Source organism: Niallia laureatilytica (genome assembly GCF_046613985.1).
Taxonomy (GTDB): Bacteria; Bacillota; Bacilli; order Bacillales; family Cytobacillaceae; genus Niallia.
In genome coordinates, this window is record NZ_JBKKHP010000002.1 from 887,891 (window position 1) to 909,791 (window position 21,901).

Below are 21,901 nucleotides of genomic sequence, written 5' to 3' on the forward strand. Positions count from 1 at the left end.
TTACACAATAGTCGAAAAGTTTGATTTTTTGGATTTTCATTTAATATTTTACTAGTTTAGTTGCAAAACCATAGGAAATAAGTACAATGAAGTAGTTGATAAAAATTAGATTATAAAAGGAGTTGAATTTTTATGAGTAGTCATTATTGCAGTGAACCAGAGCCCGAGTCGACCAAGGGGGAAGTCAATAAGGAGTCATTCCTTCAATTATTGAATGCAAGTAAAATTCAACTTGTTTATGGCTAAGTTTTGGCTTCCTCATAATTTTTAGAGGAGGTTTTATCATGTTAAACATTTATCTTTCTAACGAAGAAGGAGTACTTAAAGAAACGAATACGATTACGAGCGGGTGCTGGATCAACATGGTTGCCCCAACGGAACAAGAGATACAGTTTATTGCCCAGAAGCTTGAACTACCGAATGGATTTTTGAAAGACTCTTTGGATGAGGGGGAGCGTTCAAGAATTGAAAAAGACGGTGAAGATATTTTGATCATTGTCAACGTTCCAAATGTTACGATGAATGAAAAAAAGAAACCGGAGTATGATACGATTCCATTAGGAATTATCATTGCGAAAAACTGTTTCGTCACCATTTGTTTACAGGATAATCCGATTTTTCAAGCTTTTTCTCAAGGGAAAGTCAAGGATTTCTTTACATATAAAAGAACGAGATTCGCTTTTCAAATCCTGTATTCTATGTCTAATGCGTATTTAAAGTATTTAAAACAAATCAGCAAAAAGATAGATACGATTGAAGGTCAACTTCTGCAGTCGATGCGAAACAAGGAGTTATTTTCTCTGCTGCATCTTCAGAAGAGCCTTGTTTATTTTACAACATCACTCAAAACAAATGATATTGTTATGCATAAAATGATGAAAAGTAGATTTTTAAAAATGTATGAAGACGATCAGGATCTCCTTGAGGATGTTATTATAGAGAACCAGCAAGCGATTGAGATGGCTGAAACACATGCATCTATTTTAAGCAGCATGATGGATGCATTTGCTTCCATTATTTCTAACAATGTAAGCATGGTAATGAAGTTCTTAACTTCCTTTACGATTGTTCTTTCCTTTCCGACAATGGTTGCGAGCTTTTATGGAATGAATGTAGACATTCCTTATCAAGAATATAAATATGCCTTTTTTGTCGCTATTTTAATTTCAACAATCTTATCTAGTATTACAGCGGTTGTTTTTTGGCGAAAGAGGTTCTTTTAAAGTAGACAGAGTGCATAATAAGATGCACTCTTTTTTATTTTATCCAATAAATTCAAGTAGAGTTACGGATATTTTTAAGGAGAGATTTTCTTACAAAACACATTGACTGAAAAATCTGAATATAATATACTCCAATTATCGGAAAATTTTTTTGCTTAAATATTTAAGTGTCACTTCAATTTTTTAAACGGATATGAAGTGGTAACAAAATATTTGATATTAGGTTAAAAGGGGAGTGGGGAGGAGAAAACATATGATTACCTCATCTAGGGCAGGCAGAGCAGATAAAAAAATGTGAAGATGGAGTGATATGGATAATGGAGACACAGCCAATACAAGTTCAGCCGGCAGTGACAAAAAAGATTGCCAGTAAAGCATTAATTGCTAGTTTAATAGGCAGTTCCATTGAATGGTTTGATTATTTTCTATATGGCACAGTTGCTTCCTTAGTATTTACAACCTTGTTTTTTCCAAATCATGATCCTGTTGTCGGATTGCTGTTATCTTATGTGTCCTTTGCATTGCCTTTTTTCATTCGACCTCTTGGAGGAATTATCTTTAGCCATATTGGTGATAGAGTCGGGCGAAAAACAACGCTTGTAATGACATTGTCGCTGATGGGCGGCGCAACAGTCTTAATCGGCTGTTTGCCAGATTATGATGCAATTGGTGTTTGGGCACCAATCCTGCTTATTACATTAAGATGTATTCAAGGCCTTGGCATTGGCGGGGAATGGGGCGGTGCTTTGCTGCTAGCAGTCGAGTATTCAAACAAAAACAGCCGCGGTTTTTTTGGAAGTATCCCGCAAATCGGCGTAACAATTGGGATGCTGTTAGGAACATTATCCATTACTATTTTGACTACTGTGTTAAGTGATGCTCAATTTATGTCATGGGGCTGGAGAATACCGTTTATTTTAAGCGCTTTATTAGTATTTCTAGGCCTTTGGATTAGAAAGGGGCTTGATGAAACACCTGCATTTAAAGAAGCTAAAGAAAGTGGAAACGTTGCAAAGGTGCCGATTATTGAGACAGTGCGCTATCACTGGAGAGCAGTGTTAATAGCTGTCGGCGCAAAAGTGGTGGAAACAGGACCATTTTATATTTTTGGAACCTTCATCATTGCCTATGCCACTGAATACCAAGGTTATGAGCGGACTGTTGCTTTGAATGCAGTTACAATCTCGGTCTTAGTTGCAACTGTCATGATTCCCTTGATGGGAAAATTATCAGACAAGGTAGGGAGAAAACCGCTCTACATTGGCGGAACGGTTGCGATTCTTCTTTATGCCTTTCCGTACTTCTATCTTGTATCCTTACAATCAGATTTCTTGCTGATTATAGCAACTGTTATTGGCCTTGGCATTCTGTGGGCACCAGTTACAGCTGTACTTGGCACGATGTTTACTGAAATATTCACTACAAATGTCCGTTATACAGGTGTCACACTAGGCTATCAGCTTGGAGCTGCACTTGCTGGCGGGACAGCACCGCTCATTGCAACAGCATTGTTAAGCGCATACAGTAATTCGTGGATTCCTGTTGCATTATATATTGTTGCTACAAGTGTCATATCTTTAATTGCCATTTACTTTGCGAAAGATAAAAGCAACGAAGAACTGGATTGATGGGGATGGGGGCTATAGATCTGCTCCCAGAAAAATTTTTTAAGGGGAGGTAAAAAGATGCTGATATTATCACAGAAGCAGATTCGCACCATGTATCCTATGGAAGATTGTTTAGAAGATGTGCGCAAAGCCTTTTTATATGATGCACAAGGAGAGACAATTACTCCTGTAAGGACAGCAGTGGAGCATGAAAAGGCAGGTGGAACTTCCCTTATAATGCCTTCATATTTAAAGCCGCTCGACTATGCAGCGGTTAAGGTTATCACAATTTTTCCGAATAACGAACAAGGCAATCCTGCCTTAAAAAGCGTCATTTTGTTAACTGAAACACAAACCGGCAAGCAAACAGCCCTTATGGATGCCAGTTTCTTAACTGTATTACGAACAGGTGCGGCAAGTGGTGTCGCAACAGACCATCTCGCAAGGAAGAATGCTAGGAGTGCTGCCATACTGGGTTGCGGAGCTCAAGCTCTCGGTCAAGTACAAGCTGTGATGGCAGTTCGTAATCTAGAACAGCTGGTTTTGTATAACCGGACGACGGAAAAAGCAGTCGAGTTTGCTGAAGTAATCTCCTCCCTCTATCCAGACTGGAATGGTGAGATAAAGATTGCAAAAACAGGCAATGATGCGGTGAAAGAAGCAGACATTATTGTCTGTAGCACTAAATCGACTGAGCCGCTTTTTGATGGCAGCCATATACGGCCTGGCACACATATTAATGCAATCGGCGCCTTTAAGCCGCAGATGAGGGAAGTTGATTTAGTGACATTAAAACGCTGCAGCAAGATTGTTGTCGATACAATCGAAGGTGCTCGTGATGAAGCAGGAGACTTACTCATACCAGAAAAAGCAGGGCAGTGGAGCTTTGACATGCTTTACGGGGAATTAGGAGAGCTTGTAGCTGGCAGAAAGGCCGGCCGTACTTCGGAGGATGAAATCACTCTATATAAATCTGTCGGTGTTGCTTATTTAGATACTGCCGTTGCAGCTGCAGTCTTTATGAAGGCAGTTGAAAATGGGGTGGGTTACGAAGTTGCATTATAAAAAAATCCCAATCTTATATGATGGAGATACTTTAAGTTACGCTTGAGCGCACATATAGTATTTTAACTAATTTATCCGTTCTGTTATACCAGTTATGAGGATTGGTAGATTCTACATGAAAGCTGTCTCCAGGATGAAGCTCGTATTCATCCTCCTCATAGAGGACGGTAAGTATCCCTTCTAGTACATACAGAAACTCCTGTCCTGAATGAGTGAATGTTGTTACTTTTTGATTGCGCGGCAACAATGTGACAATCATCGGTTCAAACACAGGGTTGTTTACATCACCTGTGATGCTTTCATAAATGAATTGGGACGCTTGAATGGTTACCGCATCTTTAACACTGCGATGAACAAATTTTTTCTCTTTGTTTTTATCTGTGAAAAAATAGCTTGGGCTGACATTAAGCGCTTCAGCAATTTTTGTGAGCGACTCAATCGTAATGGAAGACTTAGATCGTTCCACCTGAGATATAAAACTGATAGATAAGCCAGTTTTTTCTGCAATCTGTTTCAATGTTTGTTTTTTGCCGCGCCGAAGCTCATAAATTAATCTGCCGATGTTTTGCTCCATAACTGCTCCTTTATAGACAAAAAGAATAATAATTTTTAAAGCTGTATGTACTGGTCATTTTATTATATACAAGTATTAGAATATTGCAAAAGGTTTGCGTTTTTAAGGAACATACATGAAATCCTCCGGTAATGGGCAAACTCATAAAAAAATACGTGGAGGACTTACTGTGTCAAAAAAAGACTCACATCTATTATCTTCAGCAGAAGTATCCCAGCTATGGGGATCTTATATGGGAGAAAGCTCTCAAGTATGCATGTTCAGTTATTTTTTGAAAATTGCCGAAGATAAGCAAACAAAGGATATTGTGGAGTTTGCTTATCACACATCGGTTCGCCAGCTGGATGAAATAAAAAAAATCTTTAAGTCTGAGGGTAGGGCAATACCTCATGGTTTTCATGTAGAAGAGGATATATCTCCAACAGCAAAAAAGGTGTATACAGACGATTTTATACTGGAGTATATTCACCAGTTTGCCAGAATGGGTTTACGGGCGCATGGGATAAATTTATCTGTTGTTCAAAGACAAGATTGTATGGACTATTATAAGAAGTGTCTAACAGATGCTATGAAGCTTTATGAAATGCTGGTGGAACTTCTTACACTTAAAGGGAAATACCAGAGCTTACCGGAGGTTCCGCCAGCAAAGGAAGTCGATTATATCCAGCGCCAGAGCTTTCTGTCTGGATTCCTAGGAGATAAGAGACCGCTCACTGCTCCAGAGATTACAAATTTATATGCCAATTTCCACCGAAATGCTTTAGGTGCTGGATTAATGATTGGCTTCCTTCCATCAACACGTTCAGAGGAAGTAAAAAAATATTTAATTCGCGGAAAAGAAATTGCTGAGAAGCATTGCGAGATTTTCCAAGCATATTTGAAAGATAATGATTTGTACGCTAGCCTTCATTGGGATAAAGAGGTCATACCACAGGATTTGAAAGTATTCTCTGAAAAGCTGATGATGTTCATTGCAAGCGCACTTACATCAGCAGGCATAGGCTTTTACGGATTAGGGTTAGGCACAAGCTATCGTCGGGATTTAGGCGTCTCTTATAACCGTCTGTTAGGAGAAATTGAACTGTATGCAGAGGACGGAACTAATATTATGATTGATAAAGGCTGGCTGGAGTCACCACCGAAAATGAGAGTTTAGCTGTACAAGAAGGTGGATACTGATAGAACAGTATCCACCTTCTTTGTTAAAGATAAGCTAATTATGTAAACTATCGCATTGCTCCGTTTAGGTACCGTATTCTCCTATGATAGAATAGAATAATATAAAAAAGGGGGCATTATAGTTGGTAACAGAAGTAACTGTTAAACTGCAAATAAACAAGCCTGTTGAAAATGTATTCGCAGCGATTGTAGAGCGAGAAAAAATCGGCAATTTTTGGTTTTCATCCAGTTCAGAAAATTGGGCGCAAGGTCATACTGTCATCCTTAAATATAACGAGTATAAGGCAGAAGCAGCAATTCGTCTGCTGGAAATTCTGAATAACGAAAAAATTGTGTTTGCTTGGGGCGCTGAACGGGAGGAAACAATCGTTACCATTAAATTAAGGGAGCACGAACAAACAAATACAATAATGGAAGTGCGGGAATCGGGCTTCAAGCCCGAAGATCCCCTGCTTGTTGAAAAACTGCTCGGCCAAAAGGAAGGCTGGGTTTACACCCTTACCTGCTTAAAAGGTTACTTAGAACATAACATCTGTGATTTGAGGGCGGCGCTAGTGTTTGATTAAGAAGGTGCAATATTGTTTTTATTCAGGAAGACTGCTGCTTAACTAGCAGTTTTTTTCTTTTTTAGGACAATGTGGGTATTCATTGAATTTGAATATGGTAAAATGAGGTAGTTTACAAGCAGAAAGGGATGTTGGAATGAAAACATATAAAGTCATACTATTTGATTTGGATGGAACACTTTCAGATCCTAAGGAAGGAATCACGAAATCTGTTCAACATGCTTTCGCAAAGCTTAATAAACAAGTACCAACATTGGATGAATTAGAATGCTATATCGGACCGCCATTGCATGTTTCTTTTGCAGAATATGCTGGATTTGATGAGGAAACAATTCCAAAGGCAATTGGATTTTATCGGGAGAGATTTAAAAAATACGGAATGTATGAAAATGAACTCTTTGAAGAGATACCAAAATTGTTAAGCCGGTTAAAAGCGAACGGCTGTATTTTGGCAATCGCAACCTCAAAACTGACGGTTTTTGCTGAAAAAATTGCCGAGCATTTTGCAATTGATTCTTATTTTGATATGATTGTCGGCAGCAATCTCGATGGAACTAGATCAGCGAAAACAGACATCATTCAATATTTGCTTGATTATTACAAAGAATATGAACCTAGTAATTTTATCATGATTGGGGATAGAAAATATGACTTAATTGGAGCAAATAATACTGGCATAGACTCTGTCGGTGTTACATATGGATATGGGTCCCGGGAAGAGCTGGCTTTATCCAAGCCTACCTATCTAGCAGACACTATTCAAGAGGTTGAGAATATTTTCTTTGGCGGACAAAGCTCCATTATTCCAAGCATGTATGCAGAAGATAACATCATCATTAGACCGTTGATAGAGGCTGATCTTTATCCGCTTTGGGAACAGGCATATAAAGAAGAGGCACCTGAATGGAAAAACTGGGATGCGCCTTATTATGAACATAAGGCTGTTCCGTGGGCCGAATTTATGAAGCGCAAGAATGAAATAATCGGTCAAGGCGATTATTGGGGGATTGAGGTAGACGGAAAGCTTATTGGTACGGTTAGCTACTACTGGGAGCATAAACCTTCCAATTGGTTGGAAATGGGTATCGTTATTTTCAATCCTCAGTATTGGAGCGGAGGATACGGAACAAAAGTACTAAAGCTGTGGACAAGTCATTTGTTTCAAACACTCCCGCTAGTAAGAGTTGGCTTTACAACATGGTCTGGCAATCATCGCATGATGAAGGTAGGAGAAAAGCTTGGGATGCAGCTAGAAGCACGGCTCAGGAAATGCCGTTATTATAATGGTGTTTATTATGATTCCATCCGCATGGGAATATTGCGGGAGGAATGGGAAACGAGCGCGATTTAGCATATAAGCCGATTCCTTTTTTTGTCATTTATAGTTTGTAAACCATTGCATTGAAAAAAGAGTTTTGTTACACTGTTAGTAACAAAGCAGAAAGGGATGATGGGTGGACGATGATTATCTAATCTTATTTTATTTAGCCTGAAATGCATATTTGCAAATCAAACTAAAATAGGATTAGTCTGCCCATTTTCTATCTATACGTATCAATAAGTCTTACAAGGCTTATTTGGTCATGCTTAAAATGTTCGGCTAATCCTTCCAAAATTACTTTTGGGAGGATTTTTTTGTCCTCCCTATTTAAGAGAGGGATTAATTAATGAAAGAATTATTGAAATTGCATCATATTAGTTATGAAATCAAGGACCATCTTGTATTCGAAGAAGTGACAGCATCGGTGCAGCAAGGGGATATAATCGGCATTATCGGTAATAATGGTGCTGGCAAATCGACACTTTTGCATCTGTTGAATGAAGACATAACTCCTTCTAACGGTGAGCTCCAATGGCTTGTTCCCTTAACTTCTTGGCTTGTTGTTCAGGAATCAGCGACGCATCTGTCTGCAGATAAATCAGTCGCTGAAGTAAAGCTATTAGAAAAATGGCAAGTGCCTGACTCTCCATATGAATACTTAAGCGGTGGCGAAAAACTAAAGGCCAGACTTGCTGAAGGATTCGCACAAGATGCTGATATGTTATTGCTGGATGAGCCGACAAATCATCTTGATGACAAGGGTCTGCAGATGCTTCAAAAGCAGGTAAAGGAATATAAAGGCACCATTGTATTAGTGTCACATGACCGCTATTTTCTTGATGAAGTGGCCACAAAAATTTGGGCTATTGAAGGCAAGAAGCTTGTGGAGCATAAGGGGAACTATACTGCTTATATGGAGGCTCGCAAACAAAAAAGACTTGTGCAGCAGAGGGAATATGAAAAACAGCAAAAGCTGACAGAACGAATAGAAGGTCAGATTAAGGAATTGAATTCCTGGTCAAAAAAAGCTCACGCCGAATCCACGAAAAAGGAAGGGGTAAAGGAGTACTACCGAGTTAAAGCAAAGCGCATGGATGCCCAAGTAAAATCAAAACAAAAGCGGCTTGAAAAGGAGCTGGAGAAGAATAAGGTGGAACCTGTTGAAGGCGAGCACTCCGTTTATTTTTCCCTTCAATCCAACAGTAAGGTCGGCAAACGGTTTCTCGAAGTGAAGGGTTTGGCGAAAGCATATGGCAAGCGGACATTGTTTAAGGATGTGCATTTTACCATTAAACACGGCGAAAGAGTAGCTCTAACAGGTCCAAATGGATCCGGCAAAACGACTCTTTTGAAAATGATTGTTGGTAGTGAGCAAGGAATTGGCGAGATATGGGTATCTCCTACAGCTAAGATTGGCTATTTATCGCAGGAGGTTTTTGATCTTCCCCTTGAACAGACACCCTCACAGCTTTTTCATCGCGAGACGTTTGCAGAACGAGGCAAGGTACAAACTTTAATGAAGCAGTTAGGTTTTATTGCGTCTCAATGGAGGGAACCAATCGGCTCGATGAGTATGGGCGAGCGCGTTAAATGCAAGCTGATGGCATATATATTAGAGGATAAAGATGTGCTTTTACTAGATGAACCAACCAACCATCTGGACCTTGCATCCCGTGAGCAGCTGGAGGAAACACTGGCACAATATAATGGAACATTAATTGTTGTTTCACATGACCGCTATTTCCTGGAGAAAACGACAACAAGCTCGCTTTTAATCACGAATAATGGAGTTCGCAAACAATGGCAATTACCTGCTGCAGCTAGAGATGATGTGGAAGAACTGCGGCTGAAGCTTGAAACAGAAAGGCAGGAAATACTAGGAAGGTTAAGTTTCATGATGCCGCATGATAAGGAATATTCTAAGCTTGATGCGAAATTCAACGAGCTAACAAAAAAGCTGAAAGAGCTGTCATAAGGATTACAAGAATAAGCACTTTTCTGTGAAGGAAAAGTGCTGTTTGCTGTAGAAAGAATATTAATGGCAATGATATCTACAAATACAAAGGGGACATGATTAATGCAATTTGTTGTTACGGCATATGATGGTACGGATGAGCAGGCATTGGAACGGAGAATGCTTGCAAGAAAAGAGCATTTAAGTTCCGTAGAAATGCGGTTTAAGGAAGGAAAGCATTTATATGGTGCAGCCTTATTGGATGATCACGGAAAAATGATTGGTTCGATGATGGTCGTTGAATATCCGACAAGAGAAGCTGTTGACGAATGGTTAAAGGTAGAACCCTATGTAACAGGCAATGTGTGGCAAAAAATTGATGTTAAGCCATGTATGGTGGCAGGGACGTTTATGGAATTGTATAAATAAATGGAGGTAAATACATGTGCCTCAAGCATAAAGATTTCCCACTGCTTGCAACAGATCGCTTACATTTAAGAAAAATAACGAAGGAAGATGCAGCAGATATTTATCGTTATCTTTCTGACAAAGCTGTAATGAAATATTATGGAATGGAGCCTTTTCAGTCAGTGGAGGAAACAGTCGAGGAGATCGATTGGTATAGCAAAATCCACATGCAGCAGACTGGAATAAGATGGGGCATTACATTAAAAGGCGAAGACAAAGTAATTGGCAGCTGCGGTTTTTTAAATTGGGAGAAGCGCCATTTTCGCTCAGAAGTTGGCTTTGAGCTTCATCAACAGTATTGGGGACAAGGACTTGTCAGTGAGGCTCTTCACGCTGTCGTTGATTATGGCTTTGACCAAATGAAACTAGTGCGGATTCAAGCACTTGTAGAGCCTCCAAACCGCCAATCACAAAGAGTGCTGGAAAAGAATAACTTTTTACAGGAGGGACTGTTAAGAAGCTATGAATACAGCTGCGGAAAAATGGATGATCTTTATATGTATTCCCTATTAAAGACTGATTTTAAGAGCTAATACTATTTACTCCTATAAAAAATTTATTAAAATGGTAAAAAGCACGAGACATTCTCTATAAAGAACGTTACAATAGAAATGTAATGCTATCACCAATGCCTAGAGTAGTAGCACTTACATTTTTAAAAGCCATGAAAAATGGGGACTAACATTTTTCATGGCTATTTTTAACCTCTATTTTCTTCTTCATTACTGTCTTTTTTATCATCCCATCCATATATTTCATTAATTTCCTCGACGAGATGATCTAAAAATTCATCTGAGATAACTTCTTGCTCTTTTTTCATCTATCAAGGCTCCTTTAAGCAAAATATATTATTTTTGTTTTTTTGCAAGTAAATTACGGTCGATGTTATGCGGTGGCTTGTCCATCCAATTGTGCTCGATTAATAGATTTCCGCCGTCCTCTGCATAGTTTGAAGTTTCCACCATTAGCCGAAGATAGATAGAACCAAGGTCATGGCGCGGACTAACTGCAATAGAATCACCAAAATTTCGTAATTTTGCAGAAGACAGATTGCTGATATGAAAAAGCATCAGTTTTTCAGAGTAGGGTGCTGTTTGGGATGTGGTGATATTAAATTGACTTGGCATTGTCAATGGCAAGTCTTCTGACTTTAGTACATTGGAAAATACGGAATTTTGTTTAATATTTATATGCTTGCCTCTTATAAAATAGTTGCTGATATCCTCTGATTTTGCGACTTGGCTGAAACCGAGCAGCAGCACGGTTTTCATCGTGTTGAACTGGATATTAGCAAATAATTGTGAAATTTCAATACCTGTTAATGGCCTTTTATCACCAAAAAAGCCATTAAAAAAGCTTTGCCGTTGAACCATTTCAGCAGCATCCATCGCAGGTATATTCGGAGGCCGCACATGAATCCCCATTTCGTGCATTAACTCTGTCACCTGATTGGAAAGAGTAGCAGCGTCCCTCATGATTTCGACAATAAATTGACGTATATCTAATCTTGATGTATTAGGCAAGGTAATGCTGTAAAAGATAATTCCCAACTTATACATCATGTCTATGTACTCAAGATAAAACTCATCAGAAAACAGCCGTGGTGCGGAAAGATTTACATCTTTTTCTGCTGAAAAACCGACAGGAAGAGGGATATTATCTGCTTGGAATAAAATGGTAACATGATCAATGATTCTTTGGCTTAAAACATCACTGTCTTTAATAATTGCCTTGATTCTTTTATCCTCCACATTTGTTAAAAAAGGCTGGAACATACAGTGAGACATCGTGTTTGCTATATAAAAGTTCCATAAATTTCCCTGTTCAGCACTTGTTAGCGGTGGTTTGTTAAGTTTCGTCATATATGATTTGCTCCCATCAGAACGATAACGGTCTATATTGTCTAAAAAAAGTTTTCCCATATGTCTGATTTTCATTCATTGCTGGCTGTAATTGTTTTCTATTATTTTACAAAATAAGCAGGATTATATACACTATTAAGCGAACTGGACTAAAAACGGCAGCACATTCCCAGTTGTGAAACTGCTGTTATAAGTGTAATGAGGAGGGATTTTATGATTGAAGTGCAAGGGAGATTTAACAGCGCCAAAGTTTTTACAGATAAAGTCGAAGAAACAGCATTGTCGCAAATTCAAGAGCTTTGCGATCAGGACTTTACAGAAGGAACCAAAATCCGGATTATGCCTGATACTCATGCAGGCGCAGGCTGTACAATCGGAACAACGATGACTATAACAGATAAAATTGTTCCAAACTTAGTCGGGGTTGCTTGATGTTGGCCCAGACGTTAAACCACTCGCTCAATTGCTGGAACCCCTATTAGGGCAATCAGCAGCCAGAGGCTGTGGCAACATAGTCAAATGGTTCAGAGACTTGCACGCTAGTGGCAGATTTACGTGCAGAATTATTACCAAACCTTATAAATGATGGGATAATTAATACGGCGAGCCTGCGATAGGAGCTGCCTAACTCCGATAACCGCAGAGAAGGTATAGTCCAAACTCTTAAGTAATTAGGAGAAAAATGTGATATCGGCTGCGGCATGGAAGTTGCCGTTATAAATAAAAATAAAACAGAAGTTAATTTCGATAAGCTCGATGAAATAATCCGCAAACATATTCCAAGCGGCTTTGCCACAAGGGAAAGCAGTCAATTCCATCCGTATTCCAAAAAAATTGATTTTCGTAATGTGGTCGCGCCTTTTAACTTGAAAAGAGCTAAATCATCAGTTGGAACTTTAGGTGGAGGTAACCATTTTGTTGAGTTGAACGAATTAGACGATAAAATTGTGATTGTCATCCACTCTGGTTCTAGAAATTTAGGCAAGGTAATTGCAGAGCATTATCAAAACTTAGCATATAATGAGCTGTTAAGTTTGCAGGAAGAACGCCAAACGCTGATTAATGAATTGAAAGCAGAAGGCAGGGAAAGGGAAATTGAAGAAGCGTTAAAAAGCCTTAAAAGTCCTTTCATCAAAAAGGATCTTGCTTATCTTCAAGGAAAAAGCTTTGATCATTATATGAATGATATGAAAATCGCGCAGCATTATGCACTTTTGAATCGTAAAGCAATGGCAGAAGAAATTGTCTCCCGTATGGGCTGGGAAATAGCGGACAGCTTTACAACGATTCACAATTATATTGATATGGAACAAATGATTCTCAGAAAAGGGGCAATCTCTGCCAAAAAAGGGGAAAAAGTAATCATTCCAATCAATATGCGTGATGGCAGCTTAATTGCAATCGGTAAAGGTAATGCAGAATGGAATGAATCGGCTCCTCATGGTGCAGGCAGATTAATGTCAAGAACGAAAGCAAAAGAGATGGTGTCATTGACAGAATTCCAGGATTCAATGAAGGAAGTATGGACGACTTCTGTTAATGAAAGCACATTAGATGAGAGCCCGATGGCATACAAGCCAATGGAGGATATTATTAGACATAGTGTTGATACCATTGAAATTATGAAGGTTATTAAGCCGTTGTATAATTTTAAGGCCAATTAAAACCAAAGAAAAAGAAGGATTGCGCTTGTAATCCTTCCTTTTCTTTGGAGAAGATGACCTTCAAAAAAACACATCTACAAGCAATATGCCTAACCCGATCAAAAAGATAATCATTTAATCAGCTCCCCTCTTTAAAAGGAATACTACATCATATGACAAAAGGGAAAAAACTAATGTAACGAGAGTGGAAATTTTACTAAAAATACATAATTCTTTTGATAAAAAAGCAAAGTGTCCCTTATGTTTATCGCCATGATTTAAGCTCTTCATACATAAGGGGAAGGAAAAAGGGGAGTCTAGCTGGATTCATAGGAGGTTACGCTTAAGCATGCACCCCAAAAAAGGTGCTTGCTTAAGCATGTTTTTTATTTGTTTGTTCTTTGTGCTACTTGCTGACATACTTCATCAGCAGAAAGGCCGTTTGCCTCAATAACAGAGCCTTGTATTTGTGTGTCCTGCATGCCCATTACGTTAGAATCAATTCCTGAGACAACACAGCAATCACAGTTTTGTGCATCAGACTCTTGCTTTAAATCAATCACCTCATGCCCTTGTTCACGGAGAGCCTCTGAAATATTTGTTAGTGATTGTTCTACACCAATTCTTGCCATATGTATCACCTCCTCCAAAAAGTAAGTTGTCCTAAAACAACAGAATTATTCTAAGTGAAACTAAACTGAAAAATCTGATATTTAAAAGGAGGAATTTAACAGGATAAACAGAATAAAGAGATATTGGCATGAAAAATAATTTTTGGTGGTGGCAATAGTTGAACAAACCAATTGTGGAACTATTTCGGCAAAAGCATCAAGCTGAAGTGGTTGACTTGATATTAACGATTCAGCAAACAGAATATAATATCCCTATTACAAAAGAAGACCAGCCTGATTTATTGATGATAGAAACATTTTATCAAAGAGGAAAAGGCAACTTTTGGGTTGCTCGTAGTGAGGAGAAGGTAGTTGGTACCATTGCTTTACTTGATATCGGCAACAGCCAAGCTGCCTTAAGAAAAATGTTCGTGCATAAAGATTATCGCGGCGCAGGCTATAATACAGCGAGACTTTTGTTGGAAAATGCCCTTGCTTGGGCAAAGGAAGTCGATATTTTAGAAGTTTACCTTGGCACTACGCCTCAGTTTTTAGCAGCTCATCGCTTTTATGAGAAAAACCAGTTTACAAGTATTGAGCTGGCCGAACTGCCTAAGGCCTTTCCGCTTATGGAGGTTGATAAGAAGTTTTATAAGTATAAGGTAGAAGAGCACGCAATATAAGAAGCTGCCGATTTTTTGACGGCAGCTTCTCTTTTTTTATAGTTGGACAGATTGAGCGTTCTGCCGTTTAAAAGCAGATAGAAGCAGAATGACACCGATAATGCAGGCTGCGCCAAGCCATTGAAATAAGCCAAATGGCATGTTGAGCCAAAAGACCGTCGTCAACACAGCCGCAAGCGGCTCAATGCTGCCTAACAAGCTGGATTCTTTCGGCAATAGTGACTCTAAACTTTTTATATAAAACCAAAAGGCTATCATTGTGCCAAACACAATCACAAACAATAAATAACCAATGGCTGCACTAGGCAGTTCAGCAGGTGCTGTCTTCCACACAGGTTCTAACGTATTTAAGCAAAGTCCCCCGATTATCATCGCCCAGCCGACAATTACCATAGAATCAAACTTTTCCAGCAAGCGTCCGGCACTTAAAGTATAAAAAGCAGCCGCTATTCCAGAAAGCACACCCCATACAACAGCTTGAACAGGAACAGAAAGCTCGGAAAAAGAACCATTTGTCAGCAGAAGAAAGCAGCCGCCTAATGCAAGTGCGGCAGAATATCCGTCTAGTTTAGACAGCCGCGCTTTTTTGGTTAAAAGATAATATATCATAATCATGATTGGTGCTAAATACTGCAGCAACGTAGCAACAGCTGCATTGCCATGATTGATGGCTGCCATATAAGTATACTGAACGGCCAGCATCCCAAAAAGGGAAAAGGCAATCAATCGGAAAGCGGATTGAGGACTCTTCCAAACAGCAATAATTTGACTGCGCTTTTTGCTAAAGGCTGTCAGCAAAAGCAGCATTAAGCCAGAAAGCAGCAGCCTTACGACAACTAGCCAATTTACATCGATTTGATAGGTTTGAAAGAGCTTCTGGGCAACTGTGCCGCCGACTCCCCAAAAAGCAGCACCTGTAATTACAAAAAACAAACCTCTATTTCTAGTCATTATGTCTCCGCCTTTTATAAAGATATTGTTATAATAAAGGAATAATCAGCGGAAAAATACGATAATAGACGGAAAAAATATAAATATATGGAGGTTGTTATGCAAAACCGTCCTTTTCCTATCGGTGATGATCTAAAAGAGCTGACAGAGCATTATACTGTATTATTGCCTGTAGCCTGCTACGAAACAACCATTAATAAAAACATGTATGGGCACATCCCGCTGCATTGGCATGATGAACTGCAGTTTGTGTACATGCATAAAGGAGAAGCGAATTTCTCGGTAAATGGAGACGATATTTTACTGAAAGAAGACAGCGGCCTATTTATAAACAGCGGTTTACTGCATATGGCAGCGGAGGTCACAAAGGACGCATCCTATATTTGCCTTAACGTCGCACCTTCCTTTATGCTCACACAAGAACTTTTTTCTCAGTATGTTTATCCATATATGCAAGCAAGCAATCTTCCATATGTTCCTCTTGATGGTCATAAAGAATGGGGCAGAATTATATTGGACGCTATCCTAGCCATTAACGAACTCCTTCAAAAAAAGGAGCCGTATTTTGAAATTGATATTAGTATACAGCTTTCCTTATTATGGAAAAGTTTTATGAAAAATGGACTTCCGCCTGCCTTTAACAAAGCAGAGTCAGTTAAAAATGAAAGAATGAAACAGATGCTCGACTGGATTCATCATCATTATGAGGAGAAAATAAAGCTTGTCGATATTGCTGCAGCAGGCCATTTGAGTCGATCGGAATGCTGCCGCTATTTTCAAAGGATCTTAAACCGTTCGCCCTTTAATTATTTGGAGCATTATCGCATTCAGAAAAGCTTAATTTTGCTTCAAGAAGAGGATGCCAATATTACGGAGGTCGCTTATCGGGTTGGCTTCAGCAGCACAAGCTACTTTATTCAAAAGTTTCGTAAGGAAATGAAGATAACGCCTTTAGCCTACAAAAAACAGAAGCAGTTGTAACAGCTTTTCCTAGAGACCTTAAATAAATGTATGCGATAATAAGATGGCGAACAAGGAGGTATTTAAATGAAGGAAATAATGTCATTTAATAAGCTTACAGGCAAGGCCATCAGCAATTATAATTCCGTAGCTGCTTATTACACGAATTTAATGCGAACAAATGAACCTGTTAGTATCGGTATAATTCATGTCGAGCCTGGGGGAATGGTAGGTTATCATGATGCTCCGGTTAAACAGGCCTTCATCATAATGGAAGGGCAAGGCTGGATTAAAGGAGCGGACGGACAAATACAGACACTGCAAACAGGTGAGGGAGTGCTGTGGGACAAGGGAGAAGGCCATGAATCAGGCAGTGAGCAAGGCATGACAGTCCTTGTCCTTCAAGGAGAGAATCTTTTTATATAGTTAGGAGGATGACAAATGCATGAATTAAATGAACGCTTTCGGCAGCGAATTGGCTTCCCTCTTGCAGAAGCAATAACGTTGCAAAATCTAGAAATTGTATTGGAAAAGGTGGCAAAAACAGTCCCTTTTGAAAATATGGCTATAATCGGAGGGAAAACGGGCGAGATATCTCCCGCTTATTTACAAGATAAGATCATTGAGCGAAAAGAAGGCGGGCTTTGCTATGATATAAATTCCCTTCTTTACTTGTTTTTACGTGAAAACGGGTTAAATGTCGCCCTAATTAAGGGGATTACCTATGATCCTGCCAATCAAGCTTGGAGCAAGACAGGAGCTACCCACGCTTGTATATTGCTTGAGGATAATGAACGCCAATATGTGGTGGATTCAGGATATGGCGCCAATCTGCCATTAAAGCCTGTGCCCCTTGATGGAGAGCTAATAGTTTCAGATAATGGAGAATTTAAGATAGAGCAGAAGCCGAGTGAGTATGGAGATTATATGTTATATGTCAAGCTGAAGGATAAAGATGAGGACTGGAGGATTGGTTATGCCTTTTGCTCAACTAAAGTTTTCGATGATGTCAAAGAGTTAAATGAAATGCAAGGAATTATCGTTAATCATCCTGCGTCGCGTTTTAATAAAGATCCTCTGCTTAGCTTGTTAACAGATAAGGGAAGTATAGTTTTGACTAATCATTCATTTACAGAATGGTCGGACGGAACTAAACAAAAGGAAGACATAGATTCGCAAGAATTTATATTAAAGGCGAAAGAAAGATTTGGTATTAGGAGCTAAACAGGATGCTTTTGCATCCTGTTTTTTTTATTTAGGAAAGGCATTATCTATCGTATCGCTGAATTGCTGCATATCAGCATCTGCTTTCAGTGATTGAACATGGAAGGCATTTGCCTTTTATGTCCAGCTTCTGTTCTAATCCCCATCTGATTACTGTTTCCACTTGGGATGACTCCTTCTCTTGGACCATCCTTATGAGATTCTGTTTCCACATGAATATTGTCTGCATCTCTAGGCATTTTGTGATTCCCTCCCATTGCTTGATGTATCTCTTCCTTATTGTTAGATGAAAAAGCGGTTTTTATGTTGCTATTCGTATTCGGAACGTAATAGATATTTTTTTGTTTTGTCATTTTTTTGTAATGGTATTGTCGACAAACACTTCTATAATGTTAATATTCCCTTATAATAATGAAGGTAGAAGGAAAGAAATACATAAAATGGACTACTGAGCAAGAGAAGAAAGGTGACAACATGAAAAAAATAATTACGACTGCAGCTATTGCTTTTATTTTGAGCGGCTGCAGTACGACACAACAAGAGAGTCAGCCAAAAGAGGAAAACACGAACCAAACTTCCCAGCAGCAGGCAGAAAATCAAGAAACAAAGGAATGGACCATACCAAGTGAAAATCTAAATAAAGTAAAGGAAGAAGACGGACATAATGTCATTTTGAATCCTGAAAATATATTAGCGTTAGTTAATAAAGAATATTATTTGCCAAGTGATTATGAACCAAAGGATCTTATCAGACCAGAAGTTTCCTTTTCCTTTGGGAATGAGGATATTGAGAAAAGCTATATGAGGAAGGAAGCAGGAGAAGCGCTTGCTGAAATGTTTAATGGAGCTAAATCAGAAGGTATGATTCTTTATGCCTCTTCAGGATACAGGTCATATGAACGACAATCTGCAGTTTTTGACCAAGAGGTTGCAAATGTAGGGGAAGAACAAGCAGAGCAGGCAGTAGCTATTCCCGGCTCTAGTGAACATCAAAGCGGGTTAGCAATGGATATCACTTCAGAGGGTCAGAATTTCTTATTAACGGAAGAGTTCGGAGAAGATAAAGAAGGCAAATGGTTAATGGACAATGCTTATAAATATGGATTTATTCTGCGCTATCCGAAAGATAAGGTTGACATAACCCAATATGAATATGAACCATGGCATTATCGCTATGTTGGCAAGGAAGCAGCTAAATTAATAAAAGAGAAGAATTGGACATTGGAAGAGTTTTTTGCCAATGTAGAGGATAATTAAGCGGGTTCCAACGCTGTTTTCATTCCTTCCTTTTGGGTATAAACGAAAAAGGGTACAGCGATGATATAAACAGATTTGCTAGAAATGTAAAATGGCACTAAAACTAAACTGTTTCGTGTCGATATTAAGGATAATCAAGACGAACAAAAGGTGATAAAATGCCACATACATTTACGAGAGAACAAGATGCTTTACTGGCAGAAACGGTATTGAATCATATTCGTGAGGGCAGTACAGCAATTGCTGCCTTTGAAGAGGTTGCCGTTGTATTAAATAAAACGGCGGCAACCTGCGGGTATCGCTGGAACAATACAGTCAGGCACAATTATCGCGGCGCTTTCAGGCTTGCAAAAAAAGAGAGATATGAACTGAAATACGCAAATAATAAGGAATGAGGAAAGCTTGAATTACTTTTTAGAAAGGCATCGAAAACTCGATGCCTTTATTCTTCGTCATTAATTTCATTATCGCCGATTTCATCTTCTCCTGGCTGGTCTGTGCCTGGATTAATTTCATCACAGCCAGTCATCGTTGAGCCAAGAAATGCAGCGAGGAGCAGTGCAAGCATTGTTTTACGCATAGCCAGAAAACCTCCTATAAAAGAAATGAAGTCTAGTATAGCATGTTACTTTGGCAGCTCCTATATGTACATTGAATAATGGTATATGCAGGAAAAAGGGATTCTATTTTCTGATTGGTTTTTCCAATGTTAAAATTTCATCTTCAATAGCAGAGAATTGCTCTTCCACTAAATTTTTGACATCCATAACGCCAGCATTATAAAAATGAGGAGCAATCGTGTCCTTAAAGAACTCAAGCACGCTTTCCGCTGCGAATTCTGATATTTCCTCGTCCCGTTCAGCTGCAAAAAACGTTTGTATTTCCGAAACCATTAGCTGCTGCTGTTCTTTTGTTAATTTATAAAACAAGTAAAACATTCCTTTCATAAGAAGATAGTTGTACTATACATGGAACTAGAACGATTTACCAGTCTTGCTTTTTTTATAAATTTTTGTCAAATAGCATGAAAAAAGGAGACTGACAATTGCGTCAGTCTCCTTTTTTCTTTCGTTTGATCTATTTATTTAAAGTAGCAACACTCTCTTTGTTAAGCTGCACTACATAGCCGATTATAGCGCCGACTATAGCAGGAAAAATCCATCCTAAACCAATCCCGTACATTGGCAGGAAACTTGCAAAGAACGAATCAAGTGCTGAAATTTTTAATACAGTTCCTTGCAAACTGTCCACTAGGCTGACGATAAATGTAAACAATAGGCTTATTTGATATACTGCTGGTCTTCCTTTAAAAAGTGGATGAAGGAAAGTCAGGAATATAAGCACAATCGCCAGTGGATAAATAATAGTCAACACAGGCACAGAAATCGTAATTAACTCAGTCAAACCGACATTGGCAATTACTGCACTAAATACGGATAAACTGATTGCAATTGCTTTATACGAAATAGACGGGAACAGCTTATGGAAGTAGGAAGAACAAGATGTGATTAGTCCGACGCTAGTTGTTAAACAAGCGACTGTAATCATCAAGCCAAGCAATACTCCGCCGTATGTTCCAAAATAGTAGTCAGAAACACGAGCTAAAACTTCTCCGCCATTGTCTAAATAACCGAGCTTTTCCACACTAGATGCACCCATAAAGGAAAGTGCTGAATAAATAGCAGCAAGGATGACAGCCGCAATTGCTGTTGCCATTAAACAAACCTTCATGATTTGGCCTCTAGTAGTAGCACCTTTTTCACGAATAGCATTGATAATAATTATTCCAAACACAAAGGACGCAAGTGTGTCCATTGTTAAATATCCTTCTTGGAACCCGTTGAAAAACGAGTTTGTCATATAATGCTCTGTTGGAGCTTGAAACTTACCAATAGGGAAAATGACGGAAACAACAACCAAAATCCCGATAAATGTTAACTTGATTGGCGTTAAGAATCTGCCGACTATGTCTACTATTTTAGCTGGGTTAAGAGACAAGAAACAAGTAATAGCAAAAAAGATAATAGTGAAAATAAGAAGGGCAATACCGGCAGAACTTTCTGTCACAAATGGCTTAACACCAATCTCAAAAGATACATTGCCTGTACGCGGTATAGCGAATAATGGGCCAATTGCTAAATAAAGAACCGTTGTAAAGATAATCCCGAAAAGTGGGTGTACACGGCTCGCTAATGACTGCAAGTCTTCTTTCCCGGAAAAGCCGAAAGCTAGTACACCGAGAAGTGGCAAGCCAACACCAGTAACAAGGAACCCAGCATTAGCTGACCAGATTTCACTGCCTGCTGATTGGCCAAGCATGGCCGGGAAAATAAGGTTTCCTGCACCAAAAAACAGTGCAAATAACATCAGGCCAATAATAATAATAAAGGAAAATGGTACTTTAGTTGACACGATAAAACCTCCAGAACTTAGATCAAATATAAAAGTTAACTACTTTTCGAAAATACTCTTCGCGATTATTGATTGGCGAAATCGTAAAGATAGCAATTTTCAAAAAATAATAGCCAAATGAAAAAATCACCAGATGCTGCCACTTCGTAAGTCTCAATGCTGTTCATTAACAAATGTCTAACTTTTAAAGAATGATTTGTCTTTAGGGGCCTTGCCGGTCCTTATTAGTATTTCTAAAAATTTCTGAAAATAATCGGAGACATCAAATCTATAAATCATACATTAAGCAGTGGAACATCATGCTGACTAAGTAAGGCTAAAAAAGCCAAAGATTTTGTTTT

26 protein-coding genes and 1 pseudogene are annotated in these 21,901 nt (G+C 38.9%); 18 read left to right on the plus strand and 9 right to left on the minus strand.

Annotation, left to right across the window (positions count from 1 at the left end):
* Positions 1-284: 284 nt before the first annotated feature.
* The 3 genes from ACLIJJ_RS09575 (at position 285) to ACLIJJ_RS09585 (ending at position 3,895) form a co-directional block, all read left to right on the plus strand.
* Complete coding sequence (locus ACLIJJ_RS09575; protein ID WP_233314267.1) at positions 285-1,223, plus strand: magnesium transporter CorA family protein; 939 nt, start codon at positions 285-287, stop codon at positions 1,221-1,223.
* A gap of 317 nt (positions 1,224-1,540) precedes the next feature.
* Positions 1,541-2,851, plus strand: coding sequence for an MFS transporter (locus tag ACLIJJ_RS09580; protein ID WP_233314266.1), 1,311 nt, complete (start codon positions 1,541-1,543; stop codon positions 2,849-2,851).
* A 57-nt stretch (positions 2,852-2,908) separates the two neighbouring features.
* Entirely contained in the window at positions 2,909-3,895 is a 987-nt protein-coding gene (locus ACLIJJ_RS09585) for an ornithine cyclodeaminase family protein (RefSeq protein ID WP_411410797.1), read from the plus strand.
* 31 nt (positions 3,896-3,926) lie between these two features.
* Here ACLIJJ_RS09585 and ACLIJJ_RS09590 read toward each other — a convergent pair whose 3' ends face one another.
* Entirely contained in the window at positions 3,927-4,469 is a 543-nt protein-coding gene (locus ACLIJJ_RS09590; RefSeq protein ID WP_233314264.1) for a helix-turn-helix domain-containing protein, read from the minus strand.
* 169 nt (positions 4,470-4,638) lie between these two features.
* Here ACLIJJ_RS09590 and ACLIJJ_RS09595 point away from each other — a divergent pair, with 169 nt between their 5' ends.
* The 7 genes and pseudogenes from ACLIJJ_RS09595 (at position 4,639) to ACLIJJ_RS09625 (ending at position 10,490) form a co-directional block, all read left to right on the plus strand.
* The gene (locus tag ACLIJJ_RS09595; RefSeq protein ID WP_237941236.1) at positions 4,639-5,625 is read left to right on the plus strand and encodes a DUF3231 family protein; all 987 of its coding nucleotides are present in this window, start codon (positions 4,639-4,641) and stop codon (positions 5,623-5,625) included.
* Positions 5,626-5,770: 145 nt separating this feature from the next.
* Positions 5,771-6,214 (plus strand): SRPBCC domain-containing protein, encoded by a 444-nt coding sequence (locus ACLIJJ_RS09600; RefSeq protein ID WP_237941237.1) that lies wholly within the window; start codon positions 5,771-5,773, stop codon positions 6,212-6,214.
* A 136-nt stretch (positions 6,215-6,350) separates the two neighbouring features.
* Positions 6,351-6,968: pseudogene (locus ACLIJJ_RS09605) on the plus strand (HAD hydrolase-like protein); the annotation flags it as partial.
* 57 nt (positions 6,969-7,025) lie between these two features.
* The gene (locus tag ACLIJJ_RS09610) at positions 7,026-7,565 is read left to right on the plus strand and encodes a GNAT family N-acetyltransferase (RefSeq protein ID WP_237942273.1); all 540 of its coding nucleotides are present in this window, start codon (positions 7,026-7,028) and stop codon (positions 7,563-7,565) included.
* A gap of 316 nt (positions 7,566-7,881) precedes the next feature.
* A complete protein-coding gene (gene abc-f / locus ACLIJJ_RS09615; protein WP_411410798.1) occupies positions 7,882-9,510 on the plus strand; it encodes a ribosomal protection-like ABC-F family protein in 1,629 nt (542 codons plus the stop codon).
* 102 nt (positions 9,511-9,612) lie between these two features.
* Complete coding sequence (locus tag ACLIJJ_RS09620) at positions 9,613-9,918, plus strand: YciI family protein (RefSeq protein ID WP_233314260.1); 306 nt, start codon at positions 9,613-9,615, stop codon at positions 9,916-9,918.
* 14 nt (positions 9,919-9,932) lie between these two features.
* Positions 9,933-10,490, plus strand: coding sequence for a GNAT family N-acetyltransferase (locus ACLIJJ_RS09625; RefSeq protein ID WP_233314259.1), 558 nt, complete (start codon positions 9,933-9,935; stop codon positions 10,488-10,490).
* 167 nt (positions 10,491-10,657) lie between these two features.
* Here the strand turns inward: ACLIJJ_RS09625 and ACLIJJ_RS09630 are convergent, their stop codons facing one another.
* Positions 10,658-10,777, minus strand: coding sequence for a hypothetical protein (locus tag ACLIJJ_RS09630; RefSeq protein WP_233314258.1), 120 nt, complete (start codon positions 10,775-10,777; stop codon positions 10,658-10,660).
* Positions 10,778-10,805: 28 nt separating this feature from the next.
* On the minus strand, positions 10,806-11,819 hold the full coding sequence (locus ACLIJJ_RS09635; protein ID WP_411228514.1) for a DUF3231 family protein: 1,014 nt from the start codon (positions 11,817-11,819) through the stop codon (positions 10,806-10,808).
* Between the two features lie 213 nt (positions 11,820-12,032).
* Between ACLIJJ_RS09635 and ACLIJJ_RS09640 the strand changes: the two genes are divergently transcribed.
* Complete coding sequence (locus ACLIJJ_RS09640; RefSeq protein WP_233314256.1) at positions 12,033-12,251, plus strand: RtcB family protein; 219 nt, start codon at positions 12,033-12,035, stop codon at positions 12,249-12,251.
* A 269-nt stretch (positions 12,252-12,520) separates the two neighbouring features.
* Complete coding sequence (locus ACLIJJ_RS09645) at positions 12,521-13,483, plus strand: RtcB family protein (protein WP_233314255.1); 963 nt, start codon at positions 12,521-12,523, stop codon at positions 13,481-13,483.
* 365 nt (positions 13,484-13,848) lie between these two features.
* Here ACLIJJ_RS09645 and ACLIJJ_RS09650 read toward each other — a convergent pair whose 3' ends face one another.
* A complete protein-coding gene (locus ACLIJJ_RS09650) occupies positions 13,849-14,094 on the minus strand; it encodes a YkuS family protein (RefSeq protein WP_233314254.1) in 246 nt (81 codons plus the stop codon).
* 158 nt (positions 14,095-14,252) lie between these two features.
* Between ACLIJJ_RS09650 and ACLIJJ_RS09655 the strand changes: the two genes are divergently transcribed.
* Positions 14,253-14,756, plus strand: a complete 504-nt coding sequence (locus tag ACLIJJ_RS09655) for a GNAT family N-acetyltransferase (RefSeq protein WP_233314253.1) — start codon at positions 14,253-14,255, stop codon at positions 14,754-14,756.
* A 36-nt stretch (positions 14,757-14,792) separates the two neighbouring features.
* On the opposite strand, the gene ACLIJJ_RS09660 is transcribed toward ACLIJJ_RS09655, so the two are convergent.
* Positions 14,793-15,710 carry a DMT family transporter gene (locus ACLIJJ_RS09660; protein ID WP_233314772.1) on the minus strand — a complete coding sequence of 306 codons (918 nt, stop codon included), beginning with the start codon at positions 15,708-15,710 and terminating at the stop codon, positions 14,793-14,795.
* 96 nt (positions 15,711-15,806) lie between these two features.
* On the opposite strand from ACLIJJ_RS09660, the gene ACLIJJ_RS09665 reads away from it, so the two are divergent.
* The 3 genes from ACLIJJ_RS09665 to ACLIJJ_RS09675 all read left to right on the plus strand — a co-directional run bounded on the left by ACLIJJ_RS09665 (position 15,807) and on the right by ACLIJJ_RS09675 (position 17,891).
* On the plus strand, positions 15,807-16,688 hold the full coding sequence (locus ACLIJJ_RS09665; protein ID WP_233314252.1) for an AraC family transcriptional regulator: 882 nt from the start codon (positions 15,807-15,809) through the stop codon (positions 16,686-16,688).
* Between the two features lie 66 nt (positions 16,689-16,754).
* Positions 16,755-17,093 (plus strand): cupin domain-containing protein, encoded by a 339-nt coding sequence (locus ACLIJJ_RS09670; protein ID WP_233314251.1) that lies wholly within the window; start codon positions 16,755-16,757, stop codon positions 17,091-17,093.
* A gap of 15 nt (positions 17,094-17,108) precedes the next feature.
* On the plus strand, positions 17,109-17,891 hold the full coding sequence (locus ACLIJJ_RS09675; RefSeq protein ID WP_411410799.1) for an arylamine N-acetyltransferase family protein: 783 nt from the start codon (positions 17,109-17,111) through the stop codon (positions 17,889-17,891).
* 86 nt (positions 17,892-17,977) lie between these two features.
* Here the strand turns inward: ACLIJJ_RS09675 and ACLIJJ_RS09680 are convergent, their stop codons facing one another.
* Positions 17,978-18,244, minus strand: coding sequence for a hypothetical protein (locus tag ACLIJJ_RS09680; protein WP_411410800.1), 267 nt, complete (start codon positions 18,242-18,244; stop codon positions 17,978-17,980).
* A gap of 121 nt (positions 18,245-18,365) precedes the next feature.
* Between ACLIJJ_RS09680 and ACLIJJ_RS09685 the strand changes: the two genes are divergently transcribed.
* Complete coding sequence (locus ACLIJJ_RS09685) at positions 18,366-19,148, plus strand: D-alanyl-D-alanine carboxypeptidase family protein (protein ID WP_233314248.1); 783 nt, start codon at positions 18,366-18,368, stop codon at positions 19,146-19,148.
* A gap of 158 nt (positions 19,149-19,306) precedes the next feature.
* Entirely contained in the window at positions 19,307-19,543 is a 237-nt protein-coding gene (locus ACLIJJ_RS09690; RefSeq protein ID WP_411410801.1) for a hypothetical protein, read from the plus strand.
* Positions 19,544-19,590: 47 nt separating this feature from the next.
* On the opposite strand, the gene ACLIJJ_RS09695 is transcribed toward ACLIJJ_RS09690, so the two are convergent.
* The 3 genes from ACLIJJ_RS09695 to brnQ form a co-directional block, all read right to left on the minus strand.
* Positions 19,591-19,728: a hypothetical protein gene (locus ACLIJJ_RS09695; protein ID WP_233314247.1), complete on the minus strand. Its 138-nt coding sequence runs from the start codon at positions 19,726-19,728 to the stop codon at positions 19,591-19,593.
* Between the two features lie 103 nt (positions 19,729-19,831).
* On the minus strand, positions 19,832-20,077 hold the full coding sequence (locus tag ACLIJJ_RS09700) for a DUF2164 domain-containing protein (protein ID WP_233314246.1): 246 nt from the start codon (positions 20,075-20,077) through the stop codon (positions 19,832-19,834).
* 148 nt (positions 20,078-20,225) lie between these two features.
* Positions 20,226-21,560 (minus strand): branched-chain amino acid transport system II carrier protein, encoded by a 1,335-nt coding sequence (gene brnQ, locus ACLIJJ_RS09705; protein ID WP_233314245.1) that lies wholly within the window; start codon positions 21,558-21,560, stop codon positions 20,226-20,228.
* Positions 21,561-21,901 lie beyond the last annotated feature (341 nt).